Annotated in this window: 26 protein-coding genes and 1 riboswitch; of the genes, 6 read left to right on the top strand and 20 right to left on the bottom strand. The window is 33.6% G+C overall.

Going from position 1 to position 23,485, the window contains the following annotated elements:
* Positions 1–12 precede the first annotated feature (12 nt).
* The 9 genes from copZ to FOT98_RS19125 all read right to left on the bottom strand — a co-directional run bounded on the left by copZ (position 13) and on the right by FOT98_RS19125 (position 6,657).
* The gene (copZ, locus tag FOT98_RS19085) at positions 13–219 is read right to left on the bottom strand and encodes a copper chaperone CopZ (protein WP_000436980.1); all 207 of its coding nucleotides are present in this window, start codon (positions 217–219) and stop codon (positions 13–15) included.
* A gap of 202 nt (positions 220–421) precedes the next feature.
* On the bottom strand, positions 422–724 hold the full coding sequence (locus FOT98_RS19090; RefSeq protein WP_000349636.1) for a metal-sensing transcriptional repressor: 303 nt from the start codon (positions 722–724) through the stop codon (positions 422–424).
* Positions 725–1,120: 396 nt separating this feature from the next.
* On the bottom strand, positions 1,121–1,927 hold the full coding sequence (gene metQ, locus FOT98_RS19095) for a methionine ABC transporter substrate-binding lipoprotein MetQ (RefSeq protein ID WP_063260651.1): 807 nt from the start codon (positions 1,925–1,927) through the stop codon (positions 1,121–1,123).
* 262 nt (positions 1,928–2,189) lie between these two features.
* Positions 2,190–2,299: riboswitch (SAM riboswitch) on the bottom strand.
* 178 nt (positions 2,300–2,477) lie between these two features.
* The gene (locus tag FOT98_RS19100; protein WP_000849103.1) at positions 2,478–2,705 is read right to left on the bottom strand and encodes a hypothetical protein; all 228 of its coding nucleotides are present in this window, start codon (positions 2,703–2,705) and stop codon (positions 2,478–2,480) included.
* A 258-nt stretch (positions 2,706–2,963) separates the two neighbouring features.
* A complete protein-coding gene (locus FOT98_RS19105; RefSeq protein ID WP_063260652.1) occupies positions 2,964–3,911 on the bottom strand; it encodes a cation diffusion facilitator family transporter in 948 nt (315 codons plus the stop codon).
* Between the two features lie 46 nt (positions 3,912–3,957).
* Positions 3,958–4,200, bottom strand: a complete 243-nt coding sequence (locus FOT98_RS19110) for a ferredoxin (protein ID WP_063260653.1) — start codon at positions 4,198–4,200, stop codon at positions 3,958–3,960.
* A 55-nt stretch (positions 4,201–4,255) separates the two neighbouring features.
* Complete coding sequence (gene gpmA / locus FOT98_RS19115; protein WP_063260654.1) at positions 4,256–4,963, bottom strand: 2,3-diphosphoglycerate-dependent phosphoglycerate mutase; 708 nt, start codon at positions 4,961–4,963, stop codon at positions 4,256–4,258.
* A gap of 66 nt (positions 4,964–5,029) precedes the next feature.
* Positions 5,030–5,404 carry an ArsR/SmtB family transcription factor gene (locus tag FOT98_RS19120; RefSeq protein ID WP_063260655.1) on the bottom strand — a complete coding sequence of 125 codons (375 nt, stop codon included), beginning with the start codon at positions 5,402–5,404 and terminating at the stop codon, positions 5,030–5,032.
* Between the two features lie 188 nt (positions 5,405–5,592).
* Positions 5,593–6,657: a helix-turn-helix transcriptional regulator gene (locus tag FOT98_RS19125; RefSeq protein WP_063260656.1), complete on the bottom strand. Its 1,065-nt coding sequence runs from the start codon at positions 6,655–6,657 to the stop codon at positions 5,593–5,595.
* Positions 6,658–6,748: 91 nt separating this feature from the next.
* Between FOT98_RS19125 and FOT98_RS19130 the strand changes: the two genes are divergently transcribed.
* Positions 6,749–7,438 carry a class I SAM-dependent methyltransferase gene (locus FOT98_RS19130; protein ID WP_063260657.1) on the top strand — a complete coding sequence of 230 codons (690 nt, stop codon included), beginning with the start codon at positions 6,749–6,751 and terminating at the stop codon, positions 7,436–7,438.
* Between the two features lie 38 nt (positions 7,439–7,476).
* Here the strand turns inward: FOT98_RS19130 and FOT98_RS19135 are convergent, their stop codons facing one another.
* The 6 genes from FOT98_RS19135 to FOT98_RS19160 form a co-directional block, all read right to left on the bottom strand.
* Positions 7,477–8,295 carry an alpha/beta hydrolase gene (locus tag FOT98_RS19135; protein ID WP_063260658.1) on the bottom strand — a complete coding sequence of 273 codons (819 nt, stop codon included), beginning with the start codon at positions 8,293–8,295 and terminating at the stop codon, positions 7,477–7,479.
* A gap of 16 nt (positions 8,296–8,311) precedes the next feature.
* The gene (locus FOT98_RS19140; protein WP_002014663.1) at positions 8,312–9,133 is read right to left on the bottom strand and encodes an ABC transporter ATP-binding protein; all 822 of its coding nucleotides are present in this window, start codon (positions 9,131–9,133) and stop codon (positions 8,312–8,314) included.
* Between the two features lie 14 nt (positions 9,134–9,147).
* Complete coding sequence (locus tag FOT98_RS19145; RefSeq protein WP_061678140.1) at positions 9,148–10,170, bottom strand: FecCD family ABC transporter permease; 1,023 nt, start codon at positions 10,168–10,170, stop codon at positions 9,148–9,150.
* Positions 10,163–11,170, bottom strand: a complete 1,008-nt coding sequence (locus FOT98_RS19150) for a FecCD family ABC transporter permease (protein WP_063260659.1) — start codon at positions 11,168–11,170, stop codon at positions 10,163–10,165. The genes FOT98_RS19145 and FOT98_RS19150 overlap by 8 nt, the downstream gene beginning before the upstream one ends.
* 27 nt (positions 11,171–11,197) lie before the next feature.
* Positions 11,198–12,163 (bottom strand): iron-hydroxamate ABC transporter substrate-binding protein, encoded by a 966-nt coding sequence (locus FOT98_RS19155; RefSeq protein ID WP_061678142.1) that lies wholly within the window; start codon positions 12,161–12,163, stop codon positions 11,198–11,200.
* Between the two features lie 299 nt (positions 12,164–12,462).
* The gene (locus tag FOT98_RS19160; protein WP_063260660.1) at positions 12,463–13,221 is read right to left on the bottom strand and encodes an exodeoxyribonuclease III; all 759 of its coding nucleotides are present in this window, start codon (positions 13,219–13,221) and stop codon (positions 12,463–12,465) included.
* A gap of 154 nt (positions 13,222–13,375) precedes the next feature.
* On the opposite strand from FOT98_RS19160, the gene FOT98_RS19165 reads away from it, so the two are divergent.
* From FOT98_RS19165 to FOT98_RS19175, 3 genes are read left to right on the top strand one after another with little or no spacing between them, the layout of a single operon-like run.
* Positions 13,376–13,972: a bifunctional transcriptional activator/DNA repair enzyme AdaA gene (locus FOT98_RS19165; protein ID WP_063260661.1), complete on the top strand. Its 597-nt coding sequence runs from the start codon at positions 13,376–13,378 to the stop codon at positions 13,970–13,972.
* Positions 13,953–14,483, top strand: coding sequence for a methylated-DNA--[protein]-cysteine S-methyltransferase (locus FOT98_RS19170; RefSeq protein WP_063260662.1), 531 nt, complete (start codon positions 13,953–13,955; stop codon positions 14,481–14,483). Before FOT98_RS19165 ends, FOT98_RS19170 begins: the two co-directional genes overlap by 20 nt.
* On the top strand, positions 14,480–15,391 hold the full coding sequence (locus FOT98_RS19175) for a DNA-3-methyladenine glycosylase family protein (RefSeq protein WP_063260663.1): 912 nt from the start codon (positions 14,480–14,482) through the stop codon (positions 15,389–15,391). Before FOT98_RS19170 ends, FOT98_RS19175 begins: the two co-directional genes overlap by 4 nt.
* A gap of 37 nt (positions 15,392–15,428) precedes the next feature.
* On the opposite strand, the gene pepT is transcribed toward FOT98_RS19175, so the two are convergent.
* Entirely contained in the window at positions 15,429–16,661 is a 1,233-nt protein-coding gene (gene pepT / locus FOT98_RS19180; RefSeq protein ID WP_063260664.1) for a peptidase T, read from the bottom strand.
* A gap of 192 nt (positions 16,662–16,853) precedes the next feature.
* Here pepT and FOT98_RS19185 point away from each other — a divergent pair, with 192 nt between their 5' ends.
* A complete protein-coding gene (locus FOT98_RS19185; protein WP_061678148.1) occupies positions 16,854–17,492 on the top strand; it encodes a YczE/YyaS/YitT family protein in 639 nt (212 codons plus the stop codon).
* Between the two features lie 92 nt (positions 17,493–17,584).
* Here FOT98_RS19185 and FOT98_RS19190 read toward each other — a convergent pair whose 3' ends face one another.
* The 4 genes from FOT98_RS19190 to FOT98_RS19205 all read right to left on the bottom strand — a co-directional run bounded on the left by FOT98_RS19190 (position 17,585) and on the right by FOT98_RS19205 (position 20,181).
* Complete coding sequence (locus tag FOT98_RS19190) at positions 17,585–17,902, bottom strand: hypothetical protein (protein WP_063260665.1); 318 nt, start codon at positions 17,900–17,902, stop codon at positions 17,585–17,587.
* A gap of 226 nt (positions 17,903–18,128) precedes the next feature.
* Entirely contained in the window at positions 18,129–18,737 is a 609-nt protein-coding gene (locus FOT98_RS19195; RefSeq protein WP_063260666.1) for a histidine phosphatase family protein, read from the bottom strand.
* 30 nt (positions 18,738–18,767) lie between these two features.
* Positions 18,768–19,583: an alpha/beta fold hydrolase gene (locus FOT98_RS19200; RefSeq protein ID WP_063260667.1), complete on the bottom strand. Its 816-nt coding sequence runs from the start codon at positions 19,581–19,583 to the stop codon at positions 18,768–18,770.
* A gap of 208 nt (positions 19,584–19,791) precedes the next feature.
* Entirely contained in the window at positions 19,792–20,181 is a 390-nt protein-coding gene (locus FOT98_RS19205) for a VOC family protein (protein WP_063260668.1), read from the bottom strand.
* Positions 20,182–20,603: 422 nt separating this feature from the next.
* On the opposite strand from FOT98_RS19205, the gene FOT98_RS19210 reads away from it, so the two are divergent.
* A complete protein-coding gene (locus tag FOT98_RS19210; protein ID WP_063260669.1) occupies positions 20,604–23,324 on the top strand; it encodes a sensor domain-containing phosphodiesterase in 2,721 nt (906 codons plus the stop codon).
* Positions 23,325–23,485: the final 161 nt, after the last annotated feature.

Genomic DNA, 23,485 nt, shown 5'->3' on the forward strand with positions numbered 1-23,485 from the left:
ATCTAAAAATAATTATTGAACATCGTATCCTTGATCTTCAATTACAGCAACTATATCTTTTAACGTTACAACTGATGAGTCGATAGTAACTTCAACAGTTCCTTCTGCCAATTGAACTTTCACTTGTTCAACACCGTTTAGTTCTTTCACGCTGCTTTCAATTGAATTTACACAATGTCCACAAGACATACCTTCAACTTGTAATGTTAACTGTTCCATTTAAAATCCTCCTCTTGTTTCTTCATTGTTTGTTAATCACAATTTCATCTTACCATACCCCCCTAAGGTAATCAATGGTTTTGTATCATGATTTTTCAATTATTTTCTAAAAGTTTATTTTACACACATTTTTTCACACCAATACCCCTAAATCCTATATGAAGGTAAACAAAAAACAAGCCAGTTACATACTAGCTTGTTTTTACGCTTTTGAAAAACGTTCAAATACTGTCATTAATTCTTCAATTGCTTCGTCACCATTGCCATCTTTAATGGCACCTGAAACACAATGACTTGTATGGTTTTTTAATACACCCATTCCTACTTTTTTCATCGCTGCATTAATCGCTGAAATTTGCACTAAAATATCCACGCAATAACGATCATTTTCAATCATATTTTGAATACCGCGGACTTGTCCTTCAATTCTCTTTAATCTATTTATAATTTGTTCTTTTTCTTTTTCTGATCTATGTGTTACCGCTTCATGCTCTTTATGATCCATATTATCACCTTCTTAAAGTTTCTCTTCATCCAATAAAACAATTGCTTTTACGAGTATACCAATTATAGCACTAATTATCTACGTATGATACCCCATAAGAGTATATTTCCACTCTATGCTTATTCTTAACAATTTATTAGCCTCTCAGTCTCAATTATCATGATACCCTTTCCTTTTTTCAAAAAACAATACATTCTCCATCAAAACTTAATAAAGTAAAATGTTTAATCACTTTTGTGCTATATTCTTCAACTAAATCCTCCATTAATGTACATTCCCTGACAAATTTTCGTTGCAAATATAAAAGGGCTACCTTAGTAGCCCTTAATATAACAATTAATTTTCACCGGTTATAAAATACGTAGTTGTAAAAACTCAATTCCTTAGTTTTCAAACTTATTCTTTTACAGGAATAACAGCACCGTTATATTCCTTATTAATAAAATCTTCAATTTCTTTCGAATGTAATACTTCTACAAGTGCTTTAATTTCTTTCTTATCTTTGTCACCTTTACGAACTGCAACTACGTTTACATATGGAGAATCCTTACCTTCAATCGCAATTGCATCTTTTCTTGGATTTAATTTTGCATCAATCGCATAGTTAGCATTAATTAAAATAGCATCACCTTCTTTATTTTTATACATTTGTGTTAATAAACCAGGCTCAATGTCTGTTTTGAATTTCAAATTTTTTGGATTTTCCGCAATATCTTTTACGGTTGCTTTTACAGGATCTATACGATCTTTAATTTTTAAAATACCTTCTTTTTGTAAAATCGCTAAACCACGTCCATGATCAGTAATTGCATTACTCATAATAATTGTTGCACCATCTGGAAGCTCTTTTAGATTTTTATATTTTTGAGAATATAAACCGATTGGTTCAATATGTATTTTTCCAGCTACTTCAAAATCATATTTTTTGTCTTTCATTTCTTTCTCTAGGTATGGAATACCTTGGAAATAGTTTGCATCTAATTCTTTATTTGCCAATGATTTATTTGGTAATACGTAGTCTTGGAATTTTTTAATTTCTAGTTCCACACCTTTTTTCTCAAGTAATGGTTTTGCTTTTTCCAAAATAACTGCATGAGGTACATTAGAAGCACCAACAACAAGCTTATCTTCACTTTTTCCTCCACAAGCAGTTAAACCAAAAATTGCCGTTGTAATAAGTCCTGATAGTAATAGTTTTTTCATGTTGTAAACACCCTTCTTCTTTTATGTATTTATTTATTAATTCACGCTGTAACAAATCAATAATCCATTTTATTAGAACAACACTAGGGCATGCACAAATTGGTTCATTGATTTTCACATCGTTATTCCTCCTGCACACGGACTGTATAAATCGCTCTATTTCCCCTCAGAATAGTCTTCACTCACAGTAGAACAACAAAAAACCTTTCTGCCCTTAGAATGAGCAGAAAGGTTTGTATGCATATATCGATACTATCCCTTTCTCTCATCTCTCAAAGCATTTGCTTTGCAGGAATTAGCACCATTTCAATGTAAAAATTGATGGTTGCTGGGTTTCATAGGGCACAGTCCCTCCACCTCTCTGGATAAGAGAAATCAGATTTAATTTTCATCTGATTCGAAATCTATTAAATTATCTATATTTTATGAATTGAATTTTATCAACATAAAATCGTTATGTCAATAATTGTTTATGAAAAAAACTTCAATCACAAATATAAAAGTCTCAATTCACACGTGTAAATTGAGACTTCTTTCTTCCTATATATAATTACTGCTGATCACATACTTTTGTATCATTCACTACTGAAGTTCCTTCAACGGTTACCGTATGAAAACAGTCATTTACACGAACTGTCACAACATTATCTTGCCGATCAATGATATGATATTCATTAAAATTTTTATTTAGAGCACTGCGAATTTGTTCTCCTTCATAAATTGGAATGCCATGTGATAAAACCCAAATAAGCCCAGCGATAGCAAGAATAGTTTTCATACGATCTACCTCCTTGAGAATATAGTGAACTTTTAATCCATGCTTTTTCAGCTCTACTAATCATGAATGGAATGAATCAAGCTTTTTGGAAATAAGTTCATTTCGTCTATTTTATGTTTATGCTAATTGTGACCGAATTGTGACAACTTTTTGTCTCTTTAGACGAAAAGTTGAAACAAAACGTTCAAAAAGGACAATTCTACTTGAACAAACAAAAGGCTATGGAGAATTTCTCCATAGCCTTTTGTTTGCATGTTACTAGACAATCATTTCATTATGTTTAATATTAAGTGTTTCAATTTGAATGGTAGCATGTTCAATATGGAACTCTTGCTTTAACATATTGATAATATTTTGAAGTACTTCTTGATCATCTTGCTTTTTATCAATCATTACATGGACGCTTAATGCATCTAATCCAGATGTAATTGTCCAAATATGAAGATCATGTAAATCACGTACACCTTCTACTCCTTTAATCGCTTGCTTCACTTTCTCTAGTTCAATTGCAACCGGTGTCCCCTCCATAAGTATATGAATAGAATGTTTTGTTACGCCCCATGCACTCTTTAAAATTAATAAAGCTACAACTACTGAAATAATTGGATCTGCTATATACCATGAAAATAATGACATAAGTACACCAGCTACTAATGCGCCCACTGATCCTAAAGCATCCCCAAGAACATGTAAATACGCGCTGCGTAAATTCACATTATTTTTCACGTCACCTTGTCTCATAAGTGCCCATGCACTAATTAAATTTGCTAGTAAACCAATTGATGCGATTAACATCATTGGACCACTTGCTACAGTTGGCGGTTCAAAAAAACGATCAATTGCTTCCCATACGATAAGCCCTGCTACAACAAATAACGTAATACCATTAATTAGTGCCGCTAAAATTTCAAAACGATAATATCCATACGTTTTTGTAGAAGTAACTGTTCTAGCTGCTAATCCAATAGCAATTAAACTTAATAACAATGAACTTGTATCACTTAACATATGTCCTGAATCTGATAATAAAGCTAAACTATTTGTAACTAGTCCCCCGAAAAATTCAAGGAACATAATAGTTGCTGTAATGACTAAAGCTGTAATTAATCCTTTTCTATTTCCTTTCCTACTCTCCTCAAAATGATGATGTCCATGGGAATGCCCGTGAGCATGCCCATGATGTTGGTGACCGTGATGATGTCCCATATAAATGCCTCCTTTTAATTTTGTTTTGTCTTTCATAATTCCACTATTAAATTTTCACTTTATTTACAAATGACTCTTTTCTTATCTGAATCGAACTTGTTGGACAGCCGTCACTTGCCGCCAACATTGCCTGCAAGAAAGTTTTGGGAATACCCATTATTCCTTGGTTGTTATCTAATACACCAAATGATTTTCCTCTTCCGTCTAATTGATATATATCAGGTGCTATAGAAGTACATAGTCCACATGCCTCACAATTTTTTTTATTTACAACCGTATAATGTAGCAATTTAACTCACCTCCGTTACAAACATACAATACATAGGTAGGGTATATAAAAGTGTTTATTGTATACAAATTTCCCTATTTAAATAATAATGGCCTGTCGGTTTTAAATCTTTATCCAATTCATAAACCAATGGTGTTCCTGTTGGAATGTTTAGATTTTCTATATCTTCATCTGAAATTTGATCTAAATGTTTTACTAAAGCACGTATTGTATTGCCATGGGCTGCTATAATTACTTGTTTACCAGCTTTTATATTAGGAGCTATCTCTTCATTCCAATATGAAACAACTCGTTTTTCTGTATCTTCTAGATCTTCTGTAAGAGGAAACTCATACTCTTTTACATCTCTATATTTCGGATGTGCTGCTTCATATCTTTCGTCATCTTTTGTAAGTGCTGGTGGACGTACATTTGTTGAACGTCTCCATAAGGTTACTTGTTCATCCCCATATTTTCTCGCTGTTTCTTCCTTATTTAATCCTTGAAGCGCACCGTAATGTCGCTCATTTAATTTCCATGTTTTATGAACAGGTATCCACATCAAATCCATTTCTTCGAGAGTAATCCATAAAGTACGCATCGCTCTTCGCAAAACAGATGTATATGCGATATCAAATGAGAAACCATTAGCTTTCAGCATTACTCCGGCTTCTCTTGCTTCTTCCAAACCTTTACTAGATAAATCAACATCCGTCCAACCTGTAAACCTATTTTCAACATTCCATTCACTTTGTCCGTGTCGTATTAAAACTAGCTTTACCATACTTACTATCTCCTCTCTTTTTAAAGTTGCATTTTCATAAAGAAGTATCTTTATGAAAATGCATAATTACATATCAAGATCTTTATGCTTCATTTCACTACTGTGACTAAACACTAATTCAATTAATCCATTTACGTGGGAGTCATCTAATGAATAAAAAACAAGTTTCCCCTCTTTACGCTTTTTCGCCAATCCTATCGTTTGTAATAGTCTTAAGTGATGTGAAGCTGTTGCAATACTACTATGAATAATACTTGCGACATCACGCACGCAAAGCTCTTTTTCCGTATACAACGCATAAGCAATTTTCAAACGTGTTTCATCTGCAAGCGCCTTAAACATTTTCGCTACACTACTTATATTTTCTTTCTCAAGCATGTCACTTGCATGTTTTACTTTCTTCTCATCATGATAACAAAGTTCGCAATGCTCTTCCTTCATATGTAACACCTCTTATTCAAATACATATTTGATTATGTATGTAGTATACAGTATAAACGAGAAACATTCAAACGTTTATTTGAATGTTTCTCGTTTATACTAAAAATCCCACTGATTATTAACCCGTAGCTATCAATCTTATGAGCTTTCCGATTGTTAATACCGAATAAATCAAACCGTGTTTTCTTTTAGTATTCGTCCTGAGAAAAACAAAACTTTGTAAAGAGCTCCCATATAAGTTCGTTTCTACTGCATACTCCGACCTTTTCAAAAATTGACTTGAAATGATCCTGAACTGTATACGTAGAAATACACAATTCTTTTGCCAGTTCTTTCGTTGACATCCCTCTAACAATTCCTACTATCACTTCTTTCTCTCTTTGAGACAAACAATAAGAATCTGCAAGAAGTGGAAAAACTTCTTCTGGCCGTGCACTTTCGAACAAAACCCTATATCCTGTATGACAACTACTATAACCTTCTAGCCTGCTCGCACGAATAACCAAAAATTCCCCACACGTTAAACTTATACAGACTGTTGCTTCTTTATTAGTTTCATTCGCTTTTACTTGCGAACAAACTGCCCGTATCGGCCTCGGAATGTCATCTTCATTCAATTGTTCATATTTTCTAAAGTTTGATAACCATATGTATCCTGTTTCATCCCAATAATTTAGTCTAAGATTTTCATTTAATACAATCATGCCCCTTCCTACTACTTTCACTTGTTCTTCTGACCTGATTATAAAGGATGTTCTTAAAGTATCTCCTGCCAATAAACCGACCTTCGATAAATACTTACATTCATCATGCTGAAAAGGTATTTTTGTCTTATCTCGAAACAAACTTAAATGTCCAAAACATTTTCCTTTACTCATACAAACCACTCTTACTTCATCTATAAAACCAGCTGGTTTTAAAATGTTTCGATACCTAGTACTTTTTATTGGGTTATCATTTGTGATAATACACATCGCACCAACATGAGGAGGATTTCGTGCTAAGTCTTTAAATTTGTTGTAATCATCCTCTAAAAATTCATTCATAAATAACTGCGAATGCAGTTGTTCAATTCTTCGATCTGTATATGCCCCGGTTGATAAAAATGTGCGCGGGTCTATAGCAGTAAAACAGAAAGCATCAAAAGGAATTACCTTTTTTAAAATATTTAAAAACTCTTTTTGAAATTGTCTAATCGATCTCTCACTTTTCATCAACACTGTTATTTCTTTCGTTGCCTGTTCATAAAGCATCTTGATTTCCCCCCAGATTTATGGGATTGTTTCCTCTAACCATTTCATTTCATAATAAAGTGAAACTTATTGTAAAAGAGGAGGCTAAAAAATGAGCTGGAATGATCGTACTGTACATACATATGAACGAACAATTCCGTTAAAAATCCCTGGATATTTTACCCTTTATGAAATGGTGAACCATTTTTTATTTACGACACTCCCTAAAGAAAACATGAATCCAAATTTACTAGTTATAGGTGCTGGTGGTGGACAAGAAATTCTCTCAATAGGTAAACAAAATAGCAACTTATCTTTTACAGGTGTTGATCCATCTAAAAACATGCTACAGTTAGCTAAAAAAAGAATTGAAAACGAAGACTTGCAAAATCAAATTCACTTTGTAGATGGAACTGTTCATTCATTATTAACCAATCCATTATTTGATGCTGCTACTTGTATGCTTGTTCTTCATTTCATCCCAACTATGAAGGAGAAAAAAGAGTTACTTAATGAAATTAGTAGTCGCTTAAAGCCAAGTGCTCCACTCTTTCTCTCTTCAATAAATGGTATACCCCATACAAGTATGTTTTCTGCACAATTAAATGCTTGGCGCAACCATATGATGCAAAATCAAATTCCATTAAAAGATTGGGACCGATTTGAAAATTCTTTTGAAACAGAAATATTTCCTATTTCCGAAACAAATCTACTAACTATTATGGAGGAATGTGGCTTTACTCACATCACTCGCTTTTTCAGTAGCTTTTTAATTGATGGATACGTTGCCTTTAAACAATAATGAAAAAAGGTAAGCAATTGCTTACCTTTTTCCCTCTTCTATACATGACTAATAAACCTTAACCCTTTACTTAAAGAAGTCGGCACAACTGATGCATGATTCTCCCCTTCAGCTTCATAAAACGTAAATCTAAACTGATCGTGTTTTACTTGGAGAAAGCGCTCTGACAATTCGTTTGCTCCTACAACCATATGCTCTCGTTCTAGTGATCCAACTGTAAGGAACACCCCCGTTTCAAACTTGGCACTATTTAATTCACTTATAAGATTCTCTTCTTTTTCAAGCACAGATTGGTTATTCCACCAAATAGATGGACTACTAATAAAATAATTTTGAAAGGCATTTATGTTTGTAAATAGTATATGTAAAGCAAATAAACCACCTAGCGAATGCCCAAATAATGTTTGTTTTCCTTTATCAATCTCAAAATCATTTTCGATTTGAGGCTTCAGTTCTTCTTCTATAAAAGTAAAGAAGTTATGCGCTCCTCCTGTTTTAGGCCACGGTTTGCCATCTGGTTTTAAAGGCGCATCTTTTGAAATTACGCTAGGCGTAAAATCATAGCATCTTTCTTCACCTGAAAATGCCCCTTCAATACGATAACCAATACCTACTATAATGGCTGGTGAAACACCTGTTTTTTCTGCTCTAACTGATTGTATTTTAACTGCTTCATGAAATGTTTGAAAAAAGGCATTGCCATCTAATACGTATATAACAGGATATCCTGACTCTGGTGCTGGCTGCTTCGGCTTTGAAATAAGAATTTGATATTCCTTACCTTCTAGTTTTGAATACATTTTCCACTGCTCTGTATTAAATGTTATAATCTGCTGTTTTTCAATAGTAGTATTCATCTTATTTCCCCCCTCCTTAACTCGTTACATATATTTCTACTTTCTCTTCTTGAGATACAACGCTATCGTATCCAAAACAAACAGGAGACCCGTTATACGGATCAATCATGACACGCGCATCAATATGAAATACTTCTTTTAACACTTCATTTGTAATAATTTCTTCTGGGCTACCAGTTGTAACGATTTCCCCTTCCTTCATTGCAATAATTTCATCTGAAAACCTTGCTGCATGGTTAATATCATGTAGTACCATTACGACCGTACAATTATGTTCTTTATTTAATTTCTCCACAATTTGTAATACATCTAATTGATGAGACATATCAAGATATGTCGTTGGTTCATCTAGTAGTAACACTTCTGTCTCTTGTGCTAAAGCCATCGCTAGCCATACCTTTTGCCTTTGACCACCTGATAAATTTGCAATTTGTCTCGTTCGAAATTCAGAAGTTTTCGTTATTTCTAATGCCCAATCAATCATTTCTTTATCTTTTGAAGTTAACTTATTTACGTTATTTCGATGTGGATAGCGTCCATAAGAAATTAACTCTTCTACTTTAAGCTCTCCTGGCGCAATTGGAGTTTGCGGAAGTAAAGCTAACTGCTTCGCAATTTCCTTCGTTGGAATTGTATTTAAATCCTGTCCTTGCAAATATACTTTACCGCTCTTTTGCTTTAAAATTCTTCCCATTGTTTTTAACAATGTCGATTTACCGCACCCGTTTGGCCCTATAATTGTCGTTACTTTTCCTTCTTGTATTTCCACATTTAAATCGCGAAACACTGTAAGCTTTTCATAACTCGTTTCTAAATTTTTTGCACTTAAAATACTCACTTTTATTCCTCCTCTTACGCTTTCGCCTTATAAAGTAAATATAAGAAATACGGTACACCGACAATAGAAATAACGATTCCAACTGGTAACTCTACAGGTGTGAACACTGTTTTTGCAATAAAGTCTGAAGCAATTACAAGGAACATTCCGATTACTCCGCACGTAGGAATGATATATTTATGCTGAATACCAACTAGCCTTTTCGCTATATGCGGTGCCATTAGTCCAATGAAGCCAATACTTCCTGAAACAGCAACACATGCGCTCACAAGTCCGATACTACTTAGTAGTAAAATAGATTTCTCTCTTTCAACTGAAACACCTAAACTTGTAATACTCGTTTCTTCCAATTGAAATAAATCTAATAAATAAGCTTTCTTTTGTATAAGCGGAATTAATATGATAAGCCACGGCAACATAGCAACAATATACTTCCAGTTTGCGCTATATATGCTTCCAGACACCCAAACTGCAGCCATCTCGAAATCAGTTGACTTCATTTTAAGTGATAAGTACATAGAAAATGCTCCAAATCCTGATCCAATTGCAATCCCTGTTAATAAAAGACGTTGCGAATCTAGCTTACCGTTTTTCCATGAAAACAGATAAATGATGATAGCTGCCCCTAATCCGCCGACTAAACCAAACATTGGCATCATCATAATAGACATCCAGTCTGTGCTCTTTAATTGCCCTTGAAAGAAAAACATAAAAATAACGATGGCTGTTCCGGCTCCAGCATTCACTCCTAAAATACCTGGGTCTGCCAATCCATTTCTCGTAATCCCTTGAATAACAGCACCTGCAACGCCAAGTCCTAATCCTACTAACCCAGCAATTACGATGCGTGGAAGACGAAAATCAAAGATAACTAGATCATGTTCTGGTACTGGATCAATTCTAAAAAGTGTTTTAAATACATCCGTAATCGTAATATCAAACGTACCGTTCGTTAAACTAATATAAATAGCACCAAAAATTAAAAATATAATAATCCCCATTGTCATTCCGAAACGTTGACTTGAACTTTTAGGCATGTCTCTCTCCCCCTCTTGTACGGATTAAATAAAGGAAGAACGGAATTCCAATTAAGGAAGTAACGACGCCAATTGGTGTTTCAAATGGATAGTTTACAAATCTACTCAAAACGTCACACAATGCTAAGAACACTCCGCCAATAACACCTGCACATGGCAAAATCCACTTATAATCTACCCCAATTATAAAGCGAGTAATGTGCGGAATAATTAAACCTACAAAACCTACTTTCCCGACTAATGCAACTGCTGTTCCTGTTAAAAGAATAACGGATAAAATCGCCATCCCTTTAACTAGTTTTGTACGTTGTCCTAGATTAATAGATACCTCTTCTCCTAAAGAAAGAATTGTAATAGATTTTGATATTACTAATGCTAAAGCTATCCCAATTATCCCAAAAGGTATCGTGATTATAATTACATTAGGGTCCACTTGATCTAACTTTGCATTAAACCAAAAACTAACATTTTGAGAAATTTGGAAATACGAAGCCATCGCAGCGGATACACTACTTAAAAATGTTCCAATAACTGTTCCGATAATCGCTAATCTAACAGGCGATAAGCCATTTTGAAGGAGCGAACCGAAACCAAACACGATACCTGCTCCTAATGCAGAACCAATCATTGAACATAAAACCATACCGATTGATGACATTCCCGGAAGAAAAATCATACAAAGTGTAATAACAAAAGCTGCACCATCCGTCACACCCATAATAGAAGGGGATGCAAGATAGTTTCTTGTCATCCCCTGCATAAGTGCTCCTGATATGGCTAGAAATGCTCCGACTAAAAGAGCTGCAACTACCCTTGGTAAACGTGAAGTAATAATAATATTATGATTTACATTGCTTGAATCAAAATGAAATAATGCATTCCACACTGTTTGAGCATCAATGTTTTTCGCACCATATAAAATAGAAAGTATAACCGTAAATAAAATCAATATGGGTGCTATACATAAAATGGTTACTGGTACCGCATTCGTTTTCTGCATATCATTCAACGCACCTTACTTATTGTATTATTTAGATAAATTTTTCACTGCTTCTTTTAAGAATGCTGTTTTACTCCAAGCTGTACCACCTTGTGCCATTGGGTCTACAACGTTTACAAATACTTTCTTTTCTTTCGCCGCATTCATACTTTGCCAAATTGGATTCTTTTCAATGTCTTCTAACACTTTCGGTTTATTATTTTCACTAGCCTCGTATTGTAAGAAGATATAATCAGGATTAACTTCAGCTAATTTTTCTAAAGAAATCTTTTCTTGTGCTTTTACCGTTTTAAGTTGTTCTGGAGCAGTTAGTCCAAGATCTTTATAAATTACAGGATTAAAGTATACTCCTTCTGGGTATAGGAATAAGTCGTTTGCTCTTAGTCTAATGACAAGTACTTTTTTGTCTTTTAACTTATCTCCTAATTTTGCTTTTGCTTTTTCAGCATCCGTATTGTAATCTTTAATAATCTTTTCTGCTTTATCTTTTTTACCAGTTAATTCTCCCATTAACTTTAAATTATCTTCCCAATTTGTTGAAACGTGCGATACTGGGAATGTCGGAGCTACTTTCGTGAACTTTTCAGCTGTTTCTGCTGGGAATTTCGTACTTGATGTAATAACATCTGGTTTTAATTGTAGTAATGTTTCAAAATTTGGTTCCATTTTCTCACCAACAGATTTTGCACCTTCTAAATCTTTTTCAAGATACTTCGGTAATTTACCACCAACAGTAATAGCACCGACCGGCTTAATACCAAGTACCGCTGCATCTTCCATTGACTCTAAACTAGCTGTCGCAATTTTATCGACTTTTGCCGGCACTGTATATTCTTTACCTAAATATGTAATTTTTCTTTTTTCGTCTTTTTTCGTTTCCGTAGCTTTTGTCTGTTGCTTTTGCTCCCCAGAAGTTTTATCAGCACTATTACATGCTGCTAATCCTACACTTAATACTGTAACCATCCCTAATGTAAATAACTTCTTGTTCATCTTTATATATCTCCTCTCGAATTTTCAAACTATATTCTCAATAAAATTTAACTATATGAAACTTGTCTTACATATATATTTCATTAGATTAATAATTCTATCCAGAACTCATTCTCGTTCACTTCCCCTAAACTATAATTCTTTTACACCTCATTCATTGATAATCCTTTTCAATGATAATGATTATCGTTACTAAGTATATATTTAATATGCAATTATTTCAAGAAAGATTTGAAAAATTTTAACAAACTGAATAAAAAAAGAAGTATCCACCTAATATCAGGGAGATACTTCTTTTTTTAGAAATTTATGTGTAATTCAACTGGGCAGTGGTCTGATCCCATTACTTCACTATTAATTTTCGCCTCTGTTATTTTGTCTTTCACTCTTTCGGAAACAACAAAATAATCTAAACGCCATCCAATATTTTTTGCTCTCGCTCCCATACGATACGACCACCATGAGTATGCGCCTTCCTGGTCAGGATACAGATAACGATACGTATCAATAAATCCTTCTTCTAAAATACGTGTCAATTTCTCTCGTTCCTCATCAGAGAATCCAGGATTTTTACGATTACTTTTTGGATTTTTTAAATCGATTTCTTTATGAGCAACGTTTAAATCACCGCAAAAAACAACTGGTTTCTTCTCATCTAACCCTTTAATATACGCCCGGAAATCATCTTCCCATTTCATTCTGTAATCTAATCGTTCTAATCCACGTTTTGAATTTGGTGTATATAACGTTATCATATAAAAATCTTCGAATTCTACAGTAATAACTCGGCCTTCTTGATCATGCTCTTCGATGCCTAAACCGTATGTAACAGAAAGCGGTTCTTTTTTCGTGAAAATAGCCGTTCCTGAATAGCCTTTTTTCACAGCATAATTCCAGTATGTATAATATCCCTCTGGATTTAAATCAATTTGCCCATCTTGTAGTTTAATCTCTTGTAAACAAAATATATCAGCATTTGATTCCTCAAGATATTCTAAAAATCCACCTTTTGCGATAACTGCTCGCAAACCATTTACATTCCACGAAATTAACTTCACCTATAGTCCTCCTCTTGATGTTCACTTTCAAATTTCATGCTATCACAAAATAGAAAAACAATCATATCTTCATCTTTGTAATCTTGCTCTTACATTTGTGAATACATACATACGCACTTTATTCAGGTTATACTAATTTCAGAGGTGATGTTCTTTGCACAATGAAGGAGTTGCGTTAACAAATGAGCATTGGCAAGCAATTATTCATAATGATTCTTCCTATGATAGCAAATTCTTTTATGCTGTGAAATCAACCGGAATCTTTTGCCGGCCTTCATGCAAATCAAGAATACCGAATAGAAACAATGTACGAATTTTTCATCATGCAGAGCAAGCATTAAGTGAAAACTTTCGCCCGTGCAAACGTTGTAAGCCAAATGGGCTCACTTTACCTAATGAAGAGTGGATAGAACAAATTAAAAATTATATTGAAAAACACTTCGATGAATTATTAACTCTCGACATACTTGCAGAAATGTGTCATGGTAGCCCATTTCATTTACAACGTACTTTCAAAAAAACAACAGGAATAAGTCCAATAGAATATATACTACAATTCAGGATTGTTAAAGCAGCAGAACAGCTATTACAAACAAATCAATCCATTAAAGAAATTAGTACTGCTGTCGGGATAGAAAACCCCGAGTATTTCGCAACTTTATTTAAAAAGAAAACTGGATTTACTCCTACTGAATATCGAAAAAAGAACGAAATGAAAGAAGGATATAATAATGAATTCCAACAAAAATAAATTTATTTATTGGACGCTACTTACACATAAAAATTGGCAATTTCATATTGCTGCAACAGAAAATGGGCTATGCTTCATTGGATCACAAGATGAAAATTTTGAAGAACTAAATATATGGGCTAGAAAAAAATTGCCACAATATATATTGGCCTGTAATCCAAATTATCTGCAATCATATGCGAAAGAAGTTACCGAGTATTTAGAAAGTAAACGAGAAACTTTTACATTCCCTATCGATGCTTACGGAACTGATTTTCAATTATCTGTTTGGAATACGGTACGTGAAATTCCTTATGGGAAAACATATTCTTATTCAGAAATTGCTGAAAGAATGCAAAAGCCTACGGCTGTACGTGCTGTTGCTACCGCTATTGCTGCCAACCCTCTTCTCATTACGATTCCTTGCCATCGTGTTATTGGAAAGAATGGTAAATTAACCGGATTTAGAGGTGGATTAGCAATGAAAAAAGAATTGCTTACATTAGAAAAGTCGCAGGTAAAATGTATATGACAGCAGAACATACTAGCGCATTAACTTTAGTAGTTCCAACAGAATTTAGTTTCCAAGAAAATTTACGCTATCTATCGCGCTCTAACAATGAATGTATGTTCCACATTGAAGATAACAAAATTTATAAAGTGATCCCTGTTCAGGATGTAAATCCTTTGGTGGAAATTAGTATGAATATGGATGGACATATCCAAATACGTTTTTTAGAAGAATTATATACATCTGAAGAATCGATATGCGAAGCTGTAGCTCACTATGTGAAAGAGTGGTTTGATTTAACTACTGATTTAGCTCCCTTTTATACATTAGCTAAACATGATGTACTCCTTCAAAGACCAATTGAACAATATTATGGCCTTCGCACTTTAGGTATTCCAGACTTATTTGAAGCACTTTCCTGGGGAATTATCGGTCAGCAAATTAACCTCACATATGCTTATACACTAAAAAGAAGATTAGTCGAACACTTTGGAAGTTATGTAGAGTGGAATGATAGAAAACATTGGATATTCCCTTCTCCTGAAACAATTGCCAATTTACACGTAGAGGATCTCAAAAACTTAAAAATGACGACTAGAAAATGTGAATATATAATCGGTATTGCAAAGCTTATTACAGAAGGAAAACTATCAAAAGAAGCTTTACTGCAAATACAAGACGTGAAACAAGCTGAAAAGCAATTAACTGCTATACATGGTATAGGGCCGTGGACTGCCAACTATGTTTTAATGCGCTGTTTACGATTTCCTTCCGCTTTTCCGATTGACGATGTTGGTTTGCATAATGCAATTAAATATATAACAGGTTCTGAAAGTAAACCGACTAAACGTGAAATAAAAGATTTTGCGGTAAATTGGACCAACTGGGAGTCTTACGCAACTTTTTATTTGTGGCGGATATTATACTAAAAAACCAAGTAGCGTATCCGCACTACTTGGTTCTTTTTTAAGCTTGTTCTTCGAATCGTCTTGCGATTTCCACAATAACTTGAACAGCTTTTTCCATCGTATCTACCGAAACATATTCAAATTTACCGTGATAGTTTTCACCACCTGTGAAAATATTCGGCGTTGGTAATCCCATATACGATAATTGTGATCCATCTGTTCCACCACGAATCGGATGAATGTTTGGTTCGATATTTAAGCTTTTCATCGCTTCATATGCAATATCAACAATTTCTCTCACTGGTTCAATTTTTTCAAGCATGTTATAGTATTGATCATTCATTTCTAAAACGACTGCATCTTGTCCATACTTCTCTTGCATTTGCTTCACAATATTTTCAACGTTATGTTTACGCGTCTCAAAATTTTCACGATCAAAATCTCGAATAATATAATACGCTTTACTTTGTTCAACATCACCATTTAATGAAAGTAAATGATAGAATCCTTCATAGCCTTCTGTATATTCTGGTGCCTCTTCTACTGGTAAATGCCCATTAAACTCCATAGCAAGTTTAGTTGCGTTACGCATTTTATTTTTCGCTGTTCCAGGATGTGTATTCGTTCCGTTAAACGTTAACTTAGCACCTGCAGCATTAAAGCTTTCATACTCTAAACCACCTAATGGCCCTCCATCCATCGTATAAGCACATGATGCACCAAACGCTTCTACATCAAAATGCGCTGGCCCACGACCGATTTCTTCATCCGGCGTAAATGCTACTCTTATTTTCCCATGTTTAATTTGCGGATTATGTATTAAATAGTTCATTGCAACCATAATTTCAGTCAGACCTGCTTTATCATCTGCTCCTAGAAGTGTCGTACCATCTGTTGTAATAATCGTATGTCCTTTATATGATGGTAACTCTGGGAACTGTTCTGGCGTTAACACAACATTTAGCTCTTCATTTAACGTAATCGCATTGCCATCAAAATTTTCATGAATTTGTGGTTTTACGTTTTTCCCAGTAAAGTCTGTTGCCGTATCTAAATGTGCTAAAAAGCCGATTACTGGAACATCCTTATCCGTATTAGCAGGAAGTGTTGCCATTACATACCCATTATCATCCATCGTTACTTCTGTTAACCCAATCTCTTTTAACTCGTCCAATAATAACTTACCAAACTCAATTTGTCCTGGTGTTGTTGGTACTGTATGACTTTCTTCATTTGATTGTGTGTCAATCTTTACATATCTCGTAAATCTTTCAATAAGTTCTTGTTTCAAATTCATTCACTCCCTTTTATATTTCTTTCTCTATTATAATCCTTGAGACAAAATATTTTAACTTTTTTGACTGTGAATATATATTTCATTTGTATTTTAGAAATTATAAATAGCAGCTAAAAAGTCGTAATATTTGTACATTAAAACTCTTACATGTAATATACATAATTATACAATATGGGAGGTTTAAAGATGAGGCTAACTCTCTTTCGCTATTTTCTTTTTTTCTTAGGATTAATTTTTTTCGGCCTTGGAAATGCTCTTGCAGTCAAAGTTAAATTTCTCGGTTTACATCCTTGGGAAGTTTTAAACATGGCTCTCTACCAAAGGTTTGGATTGACGATTGGTACGTGGAGTGTCATATGTGGATTATGTCTCGTTCTCATTTCTTTACTAGTAGATCGAAAATATATAAATGTGGGTACATTTTTAAATGCACTACTTATCGGTCCCATTATGGACTTTTTCTTACAATCAAATATCCTTCCAAACGCTAGTGATTTTTTATGGATAAACTTACTCATTTTATTTGCTGGTATCGCAATTACAGGTATCGGGGGAGGGATGTACGTTGCGGCTGGAATTGGTGCTGGACCTCGCGATGGATTCATGCTTACTATTTCCGACAAAACAGGGCTGTCTATTAGCCGTGCTAGAATTATAGTAGAATGTGTTGTACTAGTTATTGGATTTATGCTAGGAGGTCCTGTTTTCATCGTAACTTTTCTGTACACCTTTATTCAAAGTCCAATCTTTCAACAATCATTTAAGATGTTTCAAACACTTTTACATACTTTACATAGCAAAAAGAACATTAGTGAACATATTTAAAGTACAGCTTAATCCAAATAAATTCACCCTATTTACGATTCTCACCGCAAATAGGGTGTTTCTTTTTTCATCTCACGGTTTAAGAATATATACTATTTATTCACAATAAAAGTATATACATCATCATAAATACAACCGTTTACTCTAACAACATACTTCCCCGGTTTACTAAAACGAATTGTGTATTTATTTAGCTGAATTGCTTCTTTATCCCCAGAAAGAACATCAATACTTCTACCACTCAATACATAAAATTCACTTTGATTCATCGTTACATCAATTGCATTGAAGTTTTCTTCTTTCACCGGCTGTATTTCTGCAGCGCTTACACTTGGTTCTAAAAACAGTAGTCCACTTAATCCAATCGTCCCCGCTAAAGCAACTCCCGCAAACTTTTTAATCTTTTTCATCACAATGCCCTCCTTATAAATTTTGTGTAAAGGTGATTTTCTCCTTTACACCACAAAGCCTATATGTAATGAAATGAAAAGTAAACGGGGACCGTAAGACAAAATTCTACATCTTTTTCTCCAATTGAATATAAATCCAGCGTTTGGAGTTTTGTCACATTAAAAATTGTTTACTTAAACCAACTTCCAATTATATTATTCAGAAACTGAATAATTACTTATTGATTTAAGATTCTAAAAATAGTTGATAAAGATTCTTTCTATCTCCTATCCATAATCTTTCTACGTTCATTAATTGCTCATCCTTAAATTCCAACTTATATATGTCGGGCTTCGATGTATGTATAAGAAATTCAAACCCGTATTGCTTATCAAAGTAATTCATCATTAAAGTCATTACAAGCCCATGCGTACCAATTACAATTTTTTGCTCTTGAAAATCCATCAATATTTCCTTTAACACTTTCACTACCCGTCTCTGACAATCCTTATATGACTCTCCTTCCGTTAGTGTAAAATCGTGATTTGCGAACATCTTCTTTACAAGTGGATATACCTCTTTATCTGATATAATCTGATCCTCATTTGAAAACATACACTCTTTGAGATTTTCATATACTACTATTTCTTTTTCATAGAAATCAGCTGCTTTTTCTATCGTTAACATAGCCCTCTTATACGGACTCGAAATGAAAGTATCGATTCCCTCTGTTTTTAATATGTCAGTTACTCTATGAGCATCTAAACTTCCCTTCTCAGTTAACCCACGCGTTCTTTCATTTCCTTCTAATTTTGGTGATTCCCCATGTCTAACCATATAAACATATGTACTCATACTTCCTCCTTGAAAATATTCATTTGTCTTTTACAAACTTTGTTGATTTGTTCGTCTAATCCACTCGCCTACTAAACTCTCGAATACTTCAGGTTGTTCAATTTGTAAATTATGCCCTGCCATATCTAACACCGCTAATGTCGCTCTTGGATAATCATCAATAATTCTTATAATGTCTTGATAACCTACCGATATATCTTGTCTTCCGGCTAGTAAAAGAACGGGTTTCTCATATTTCATATGATGAAAATTCATAGTAAGAGAGTAATTCTGTTGCAACCTTTCAATAAATTCATAATTAGCAATATCTAGTCCCGGCTTAATCTCCTCTTTAAATCTCGTATATGTATATTCATTCGCGACTACTGCTAACTCGCAAAACTCTTCTCTATCAGTGGAAGTTAGTGTATTTAAAAACTCCTTATCTTGTACAGTTACCTGTTTATTCGGACGATCCCTTTTTTCTTGCTCCGCTACAACAACAGGACATACCAATAGTAATCCGGTCACTCTTTCAAACAGCTTTGTGAGTATGCCTCTGGCTAAATATCCGCCATAGGACTCCCCTACTAATAAAAAGTTTTTCGTTGGAATAATTTCTTCAATACATGCAATTAACAGTTCTAACATATGATCTGAACTATTTATCCAATCTGGAGCATTCGATTTCCCCATGCCAGGTAAATCAATATATATTCTTTGGTAACCTTTATATTTTTCGAATACTGATTCCATGCATCTCTGCATTAACCTATGATCAGGAGCACAGCCATGTATAATAATGACTAGTTTTCCTTCACCAATGATTTCATAATATATTTCTGCATCCTTAATCCGGCATATCATAAAAAAAGCCCCCTAGTTTTCTCTTCATCTTTACAGACACCCCTCTCAAACCAATAGGAATATACATTCTTATTTTATAACTCTTCAGAACATAAATTCAAATTTCACTTTTCAGATTTTAAACAAAAAGCCCTCCATGAGTGTATCCCCTCAAAAGAAAGCTCTTTTACGTATTTCCTCCTACTTGCACTTCAAGCATCATCACACATTATTCTTCTAATTTCATCAACACAATTCTCCAGCCATCTGGATCCTCTATCGTTATCCCCTTGTCTTTCCAGTATGGGTTTTCAGGTTCGACCTCATCATATCCCAATGCATGCAGCCTTTTACTCACCTTTTTCATTTCACTATCTTCCCGCATATAAAATACGAGTAAATTATCTTTTGTCGGAGCTGGGCATGGACTCCCATCTATATGTCTTGTAAATTCTAAATGATATTCTTCATCTGGGAGTCCAAACATGACCCCATCATAGCCTTCATGATCGTAGAATTCACCTATACGTTTTAATCCTAATCCTTTTTCATAAAATTCTATAACCTTTTCAAACTGATCAGTTGGACGTGCTATTCGAAATTTCACCCAATTCTTCATGCTTTTCCTCCCATACTAAAAATTTCATACATGCTTACGTATTATTGTATATACGTAACCTCTTTTTGAAATCCCTCATTAGTATGAGAATAAATACATACAAAAGTTTAGTTCATACTTTATAACAAAAACATTTTATATAAAATTGAATGTATTATCTTTATGCAATTATGCATATTCACTTGCGAACTATTAAAAAACCTATAGAATTCAAAGGATGACTAAATATACAATTCCCATTTAAAATCTTGATGAAGTACATATTATTAAAAACAACACTTTTTTAATTTTAAGAAGTATTACACTTTTTAACACTTTCCTTATAAACATGATTTTTATAAGGAAATCTGATACAATTCTTAAATAATATTATTATGTATAGATATTACGAATATAGTGCATAATTAAAGAAGGTGATTTTATTGAAATTAAATAAAAATTTACAACTATGTATATTAATTGGGACATTGATATGCTATTCAATCTATTTTATGTTTTTTTATCTGCTCCCTACTCATTTTTCAAATTCAGACGTACGCTTCGCTTCTCTTATTGTTGAAGCCATTACATTTGTATCACTCATTTACTCTATATATTCTAAAAAAGTTAGTTCAAATCCGTTTTGGATATGTATCACAATAGCAATTGGGAGTTTTTTATTAGGAAAAATAGTATATACATATCAAGATAGCTTCTTCGAAATTCCAATACATCGTTTTACTATTTCTGATGTATTTTACATGTTTTTTCTACTCTTCTGTCTTATCGCTTTCTGCTATAAAATCTTAAAAGAATGCGATAAATGGGAAAAAGCGTTCTTTATTTGTGATATATGCATAGTACTTACTTCCATATTCACATTGGAGTGGTATTTATTTAATCAACCAAATTTAAATATATTCTCTCTTTCACTAGGAGATGTTTTCCTTTCATTTCTATATCCAATTGCAGATTTATTATTTCTTCTACTAGGTGTTAGTCTCATTTTCCGTCCAACAATTTTTAATTCCAAGCGGAAAATTTACATCTTTATTTTTGTATTAATAAGTTCTGCAACTTTTAACTATATTTATTTTTACTTAAATAACCATTTATCAACAGAAACGATAACATTATTACGTCTTTTATATAGAATACCTATATTACTTATTGCAATAGCTGGATCTATTTCAGAAGATCATAATAGCCATAAAAATTATTTCATTGTTAACCCTATAATAGGAAAAAAGGTTTTAGTTGTATTTCCCTATCTTGCCGTTGCAATACTAATCGGGTTTACGTTAAAAGAACAAACATCATCTTCAACTCTCATTACGGGAAATTGTATTACTTTTATTTTCGTACTCATTCGTCATTCTATTGTACGTATGCAAAACAATTCCCTAACCAAACGCTTACAGGCATTTAATGCCCAATTAGAAGAAAAAGTTACTTTACGGACTTCAGATTTAGTTCATAAATCAGAGGCTCTGTCTCAAAAGCAACAAAAATTTAAATCATTATATGAATATCACCCTGATCCTATTTTTACAATTGATTTAAATGGGGTATTCTTAAATGTAAATAAAGCTGGAAGTATACTACTTGGAGCACCAACGGACGAGTTACTTGGTGAAACTTGTTTTTCGATTATTTTAGATGAAGATAAACATAAACTAGCATCAGCATTAGAAAAAGTGAAACAACAAGAATCGGCATCCTTACAACTTAGTTCTCAATATAAAGATGGCTTTACTTATTTTTTATACGTTACCATCGTCCCTATTATGATAGACGGGCAAATTTCAGGAAGCTATATAATGGTGAAAGATATTACTGCACTAAAAAAACAGCAAGAAGAAATAAAATATTTAGCATTCCATGATACTGTAACGAAAATTGGGAACCGTGCCTTTTTCCATAAGAAATTAAAAAGAGTTATAAAAAATGCTAGAACAACAGACAGTGAGTTCGCATTATTATATTTAGATTTAGATCGTTTTAAAGCAATTAACGATACACTGGGACATTCGTCAGGAGATTACATATTAGAAGAAGTAGCAAAGCGATTCCAATCCTGTCTTCCATCACATACTCATCTGTCAAGAATCGGTGGCGATGAATTTACAATTTTAATTGAAAACTATACTGACGAAGATTCCTTATTCCAATTATGTAACCAGTTATTTGAATGCATGGAAAAGCCGTTTGTCATACATGAGCATACATTAACTTTATCACTAAGTATCGGCATCGCAATTTATCCACATTCCGGAATCGATACCGCTACACTTCTGAAAAACGCTAATGTTGCAATGTATGATGCGAAGGCAAAAGAGCTTAACTCTGTCTCTATTTATGACGATGTAATCGCTAGAAAGATTGAAAGACGATTACGATTAGAAAAAGATTTACCAAACGCAATACAAAATAAAGAATTGCTCCTTTTATATCAACCTCAAGTTGATAGCCAATCTAACAAAATTATCGGTGCTGAAGCTTTAATCAGGTGGAACCATCCCGAATTAGGTGTTATTTCTCCATATGAATTTATTCCGATTGCTGAAGAAACACTACAAATTATTCCAATAGGAAAGTGGACATTGCAGCAAGCCTGTGAGCAAATGAAACGTTGGCATACACTCGGATATTCTCATTTAAAAATAGGCGTAAATTTATCTGCTAAAGAATTTGAACAAGAAGATTTTGTAAAGTCTATTTCTTCTACATTAGCAAATACAGGTTTACCAGCAAGTTCTCTCGATCTTGAGTTAACAGAGCGAATTGCAATGATGGATGAGCGAGAAACATTGATAAAATTGCGCACACTAAAAAGTTTAGGGATTCACATTTCAATCGACGACTTTGGTACAGGCTATTCTTCGCTAGCCTACTTACCTTTATATCCAATCGATACTTTAAAAATCCCAAGAGAATTTATTACAATGTCTGAAACGTGTGAAGATGGAATGGAAATTATTAAAACGATTATTACATTAGCACATACATTAGAAATGTCTGTCATTGCTGAAGGGGTAGAAACAAAAGAACACGTAAATTTCCTTCAAAAAAATAAATGTCGGTTTATTCAAGGTTACTATTATAGTAAACCTATCCATACGCATGCATTTACTGAACTATTAGAAATCGGGATTCACCCATAGTACATAGCTAATCAGGATAAGTAATAATGAATTTGAACAACTATAGTAAAAAGGAAAGAAGATATTAATCTGTACCCTTTGTAAAGGACATTTTGAAAAAAGTTAGGCAACATCAAGAAGATGATTTCTGTATCCAACAGGAGTCATCTTTTTTAAATTCC

This window comes from Bacillus sp. HY001 (assembly GCF_007558965.1).
Taxonomy (GTDB): domain Bacteria; phylum Bacillota; class Bacilli; order Bacillales; family Bacillaceae_G; genus Bacillus_A; species Bacillus_A mobilis.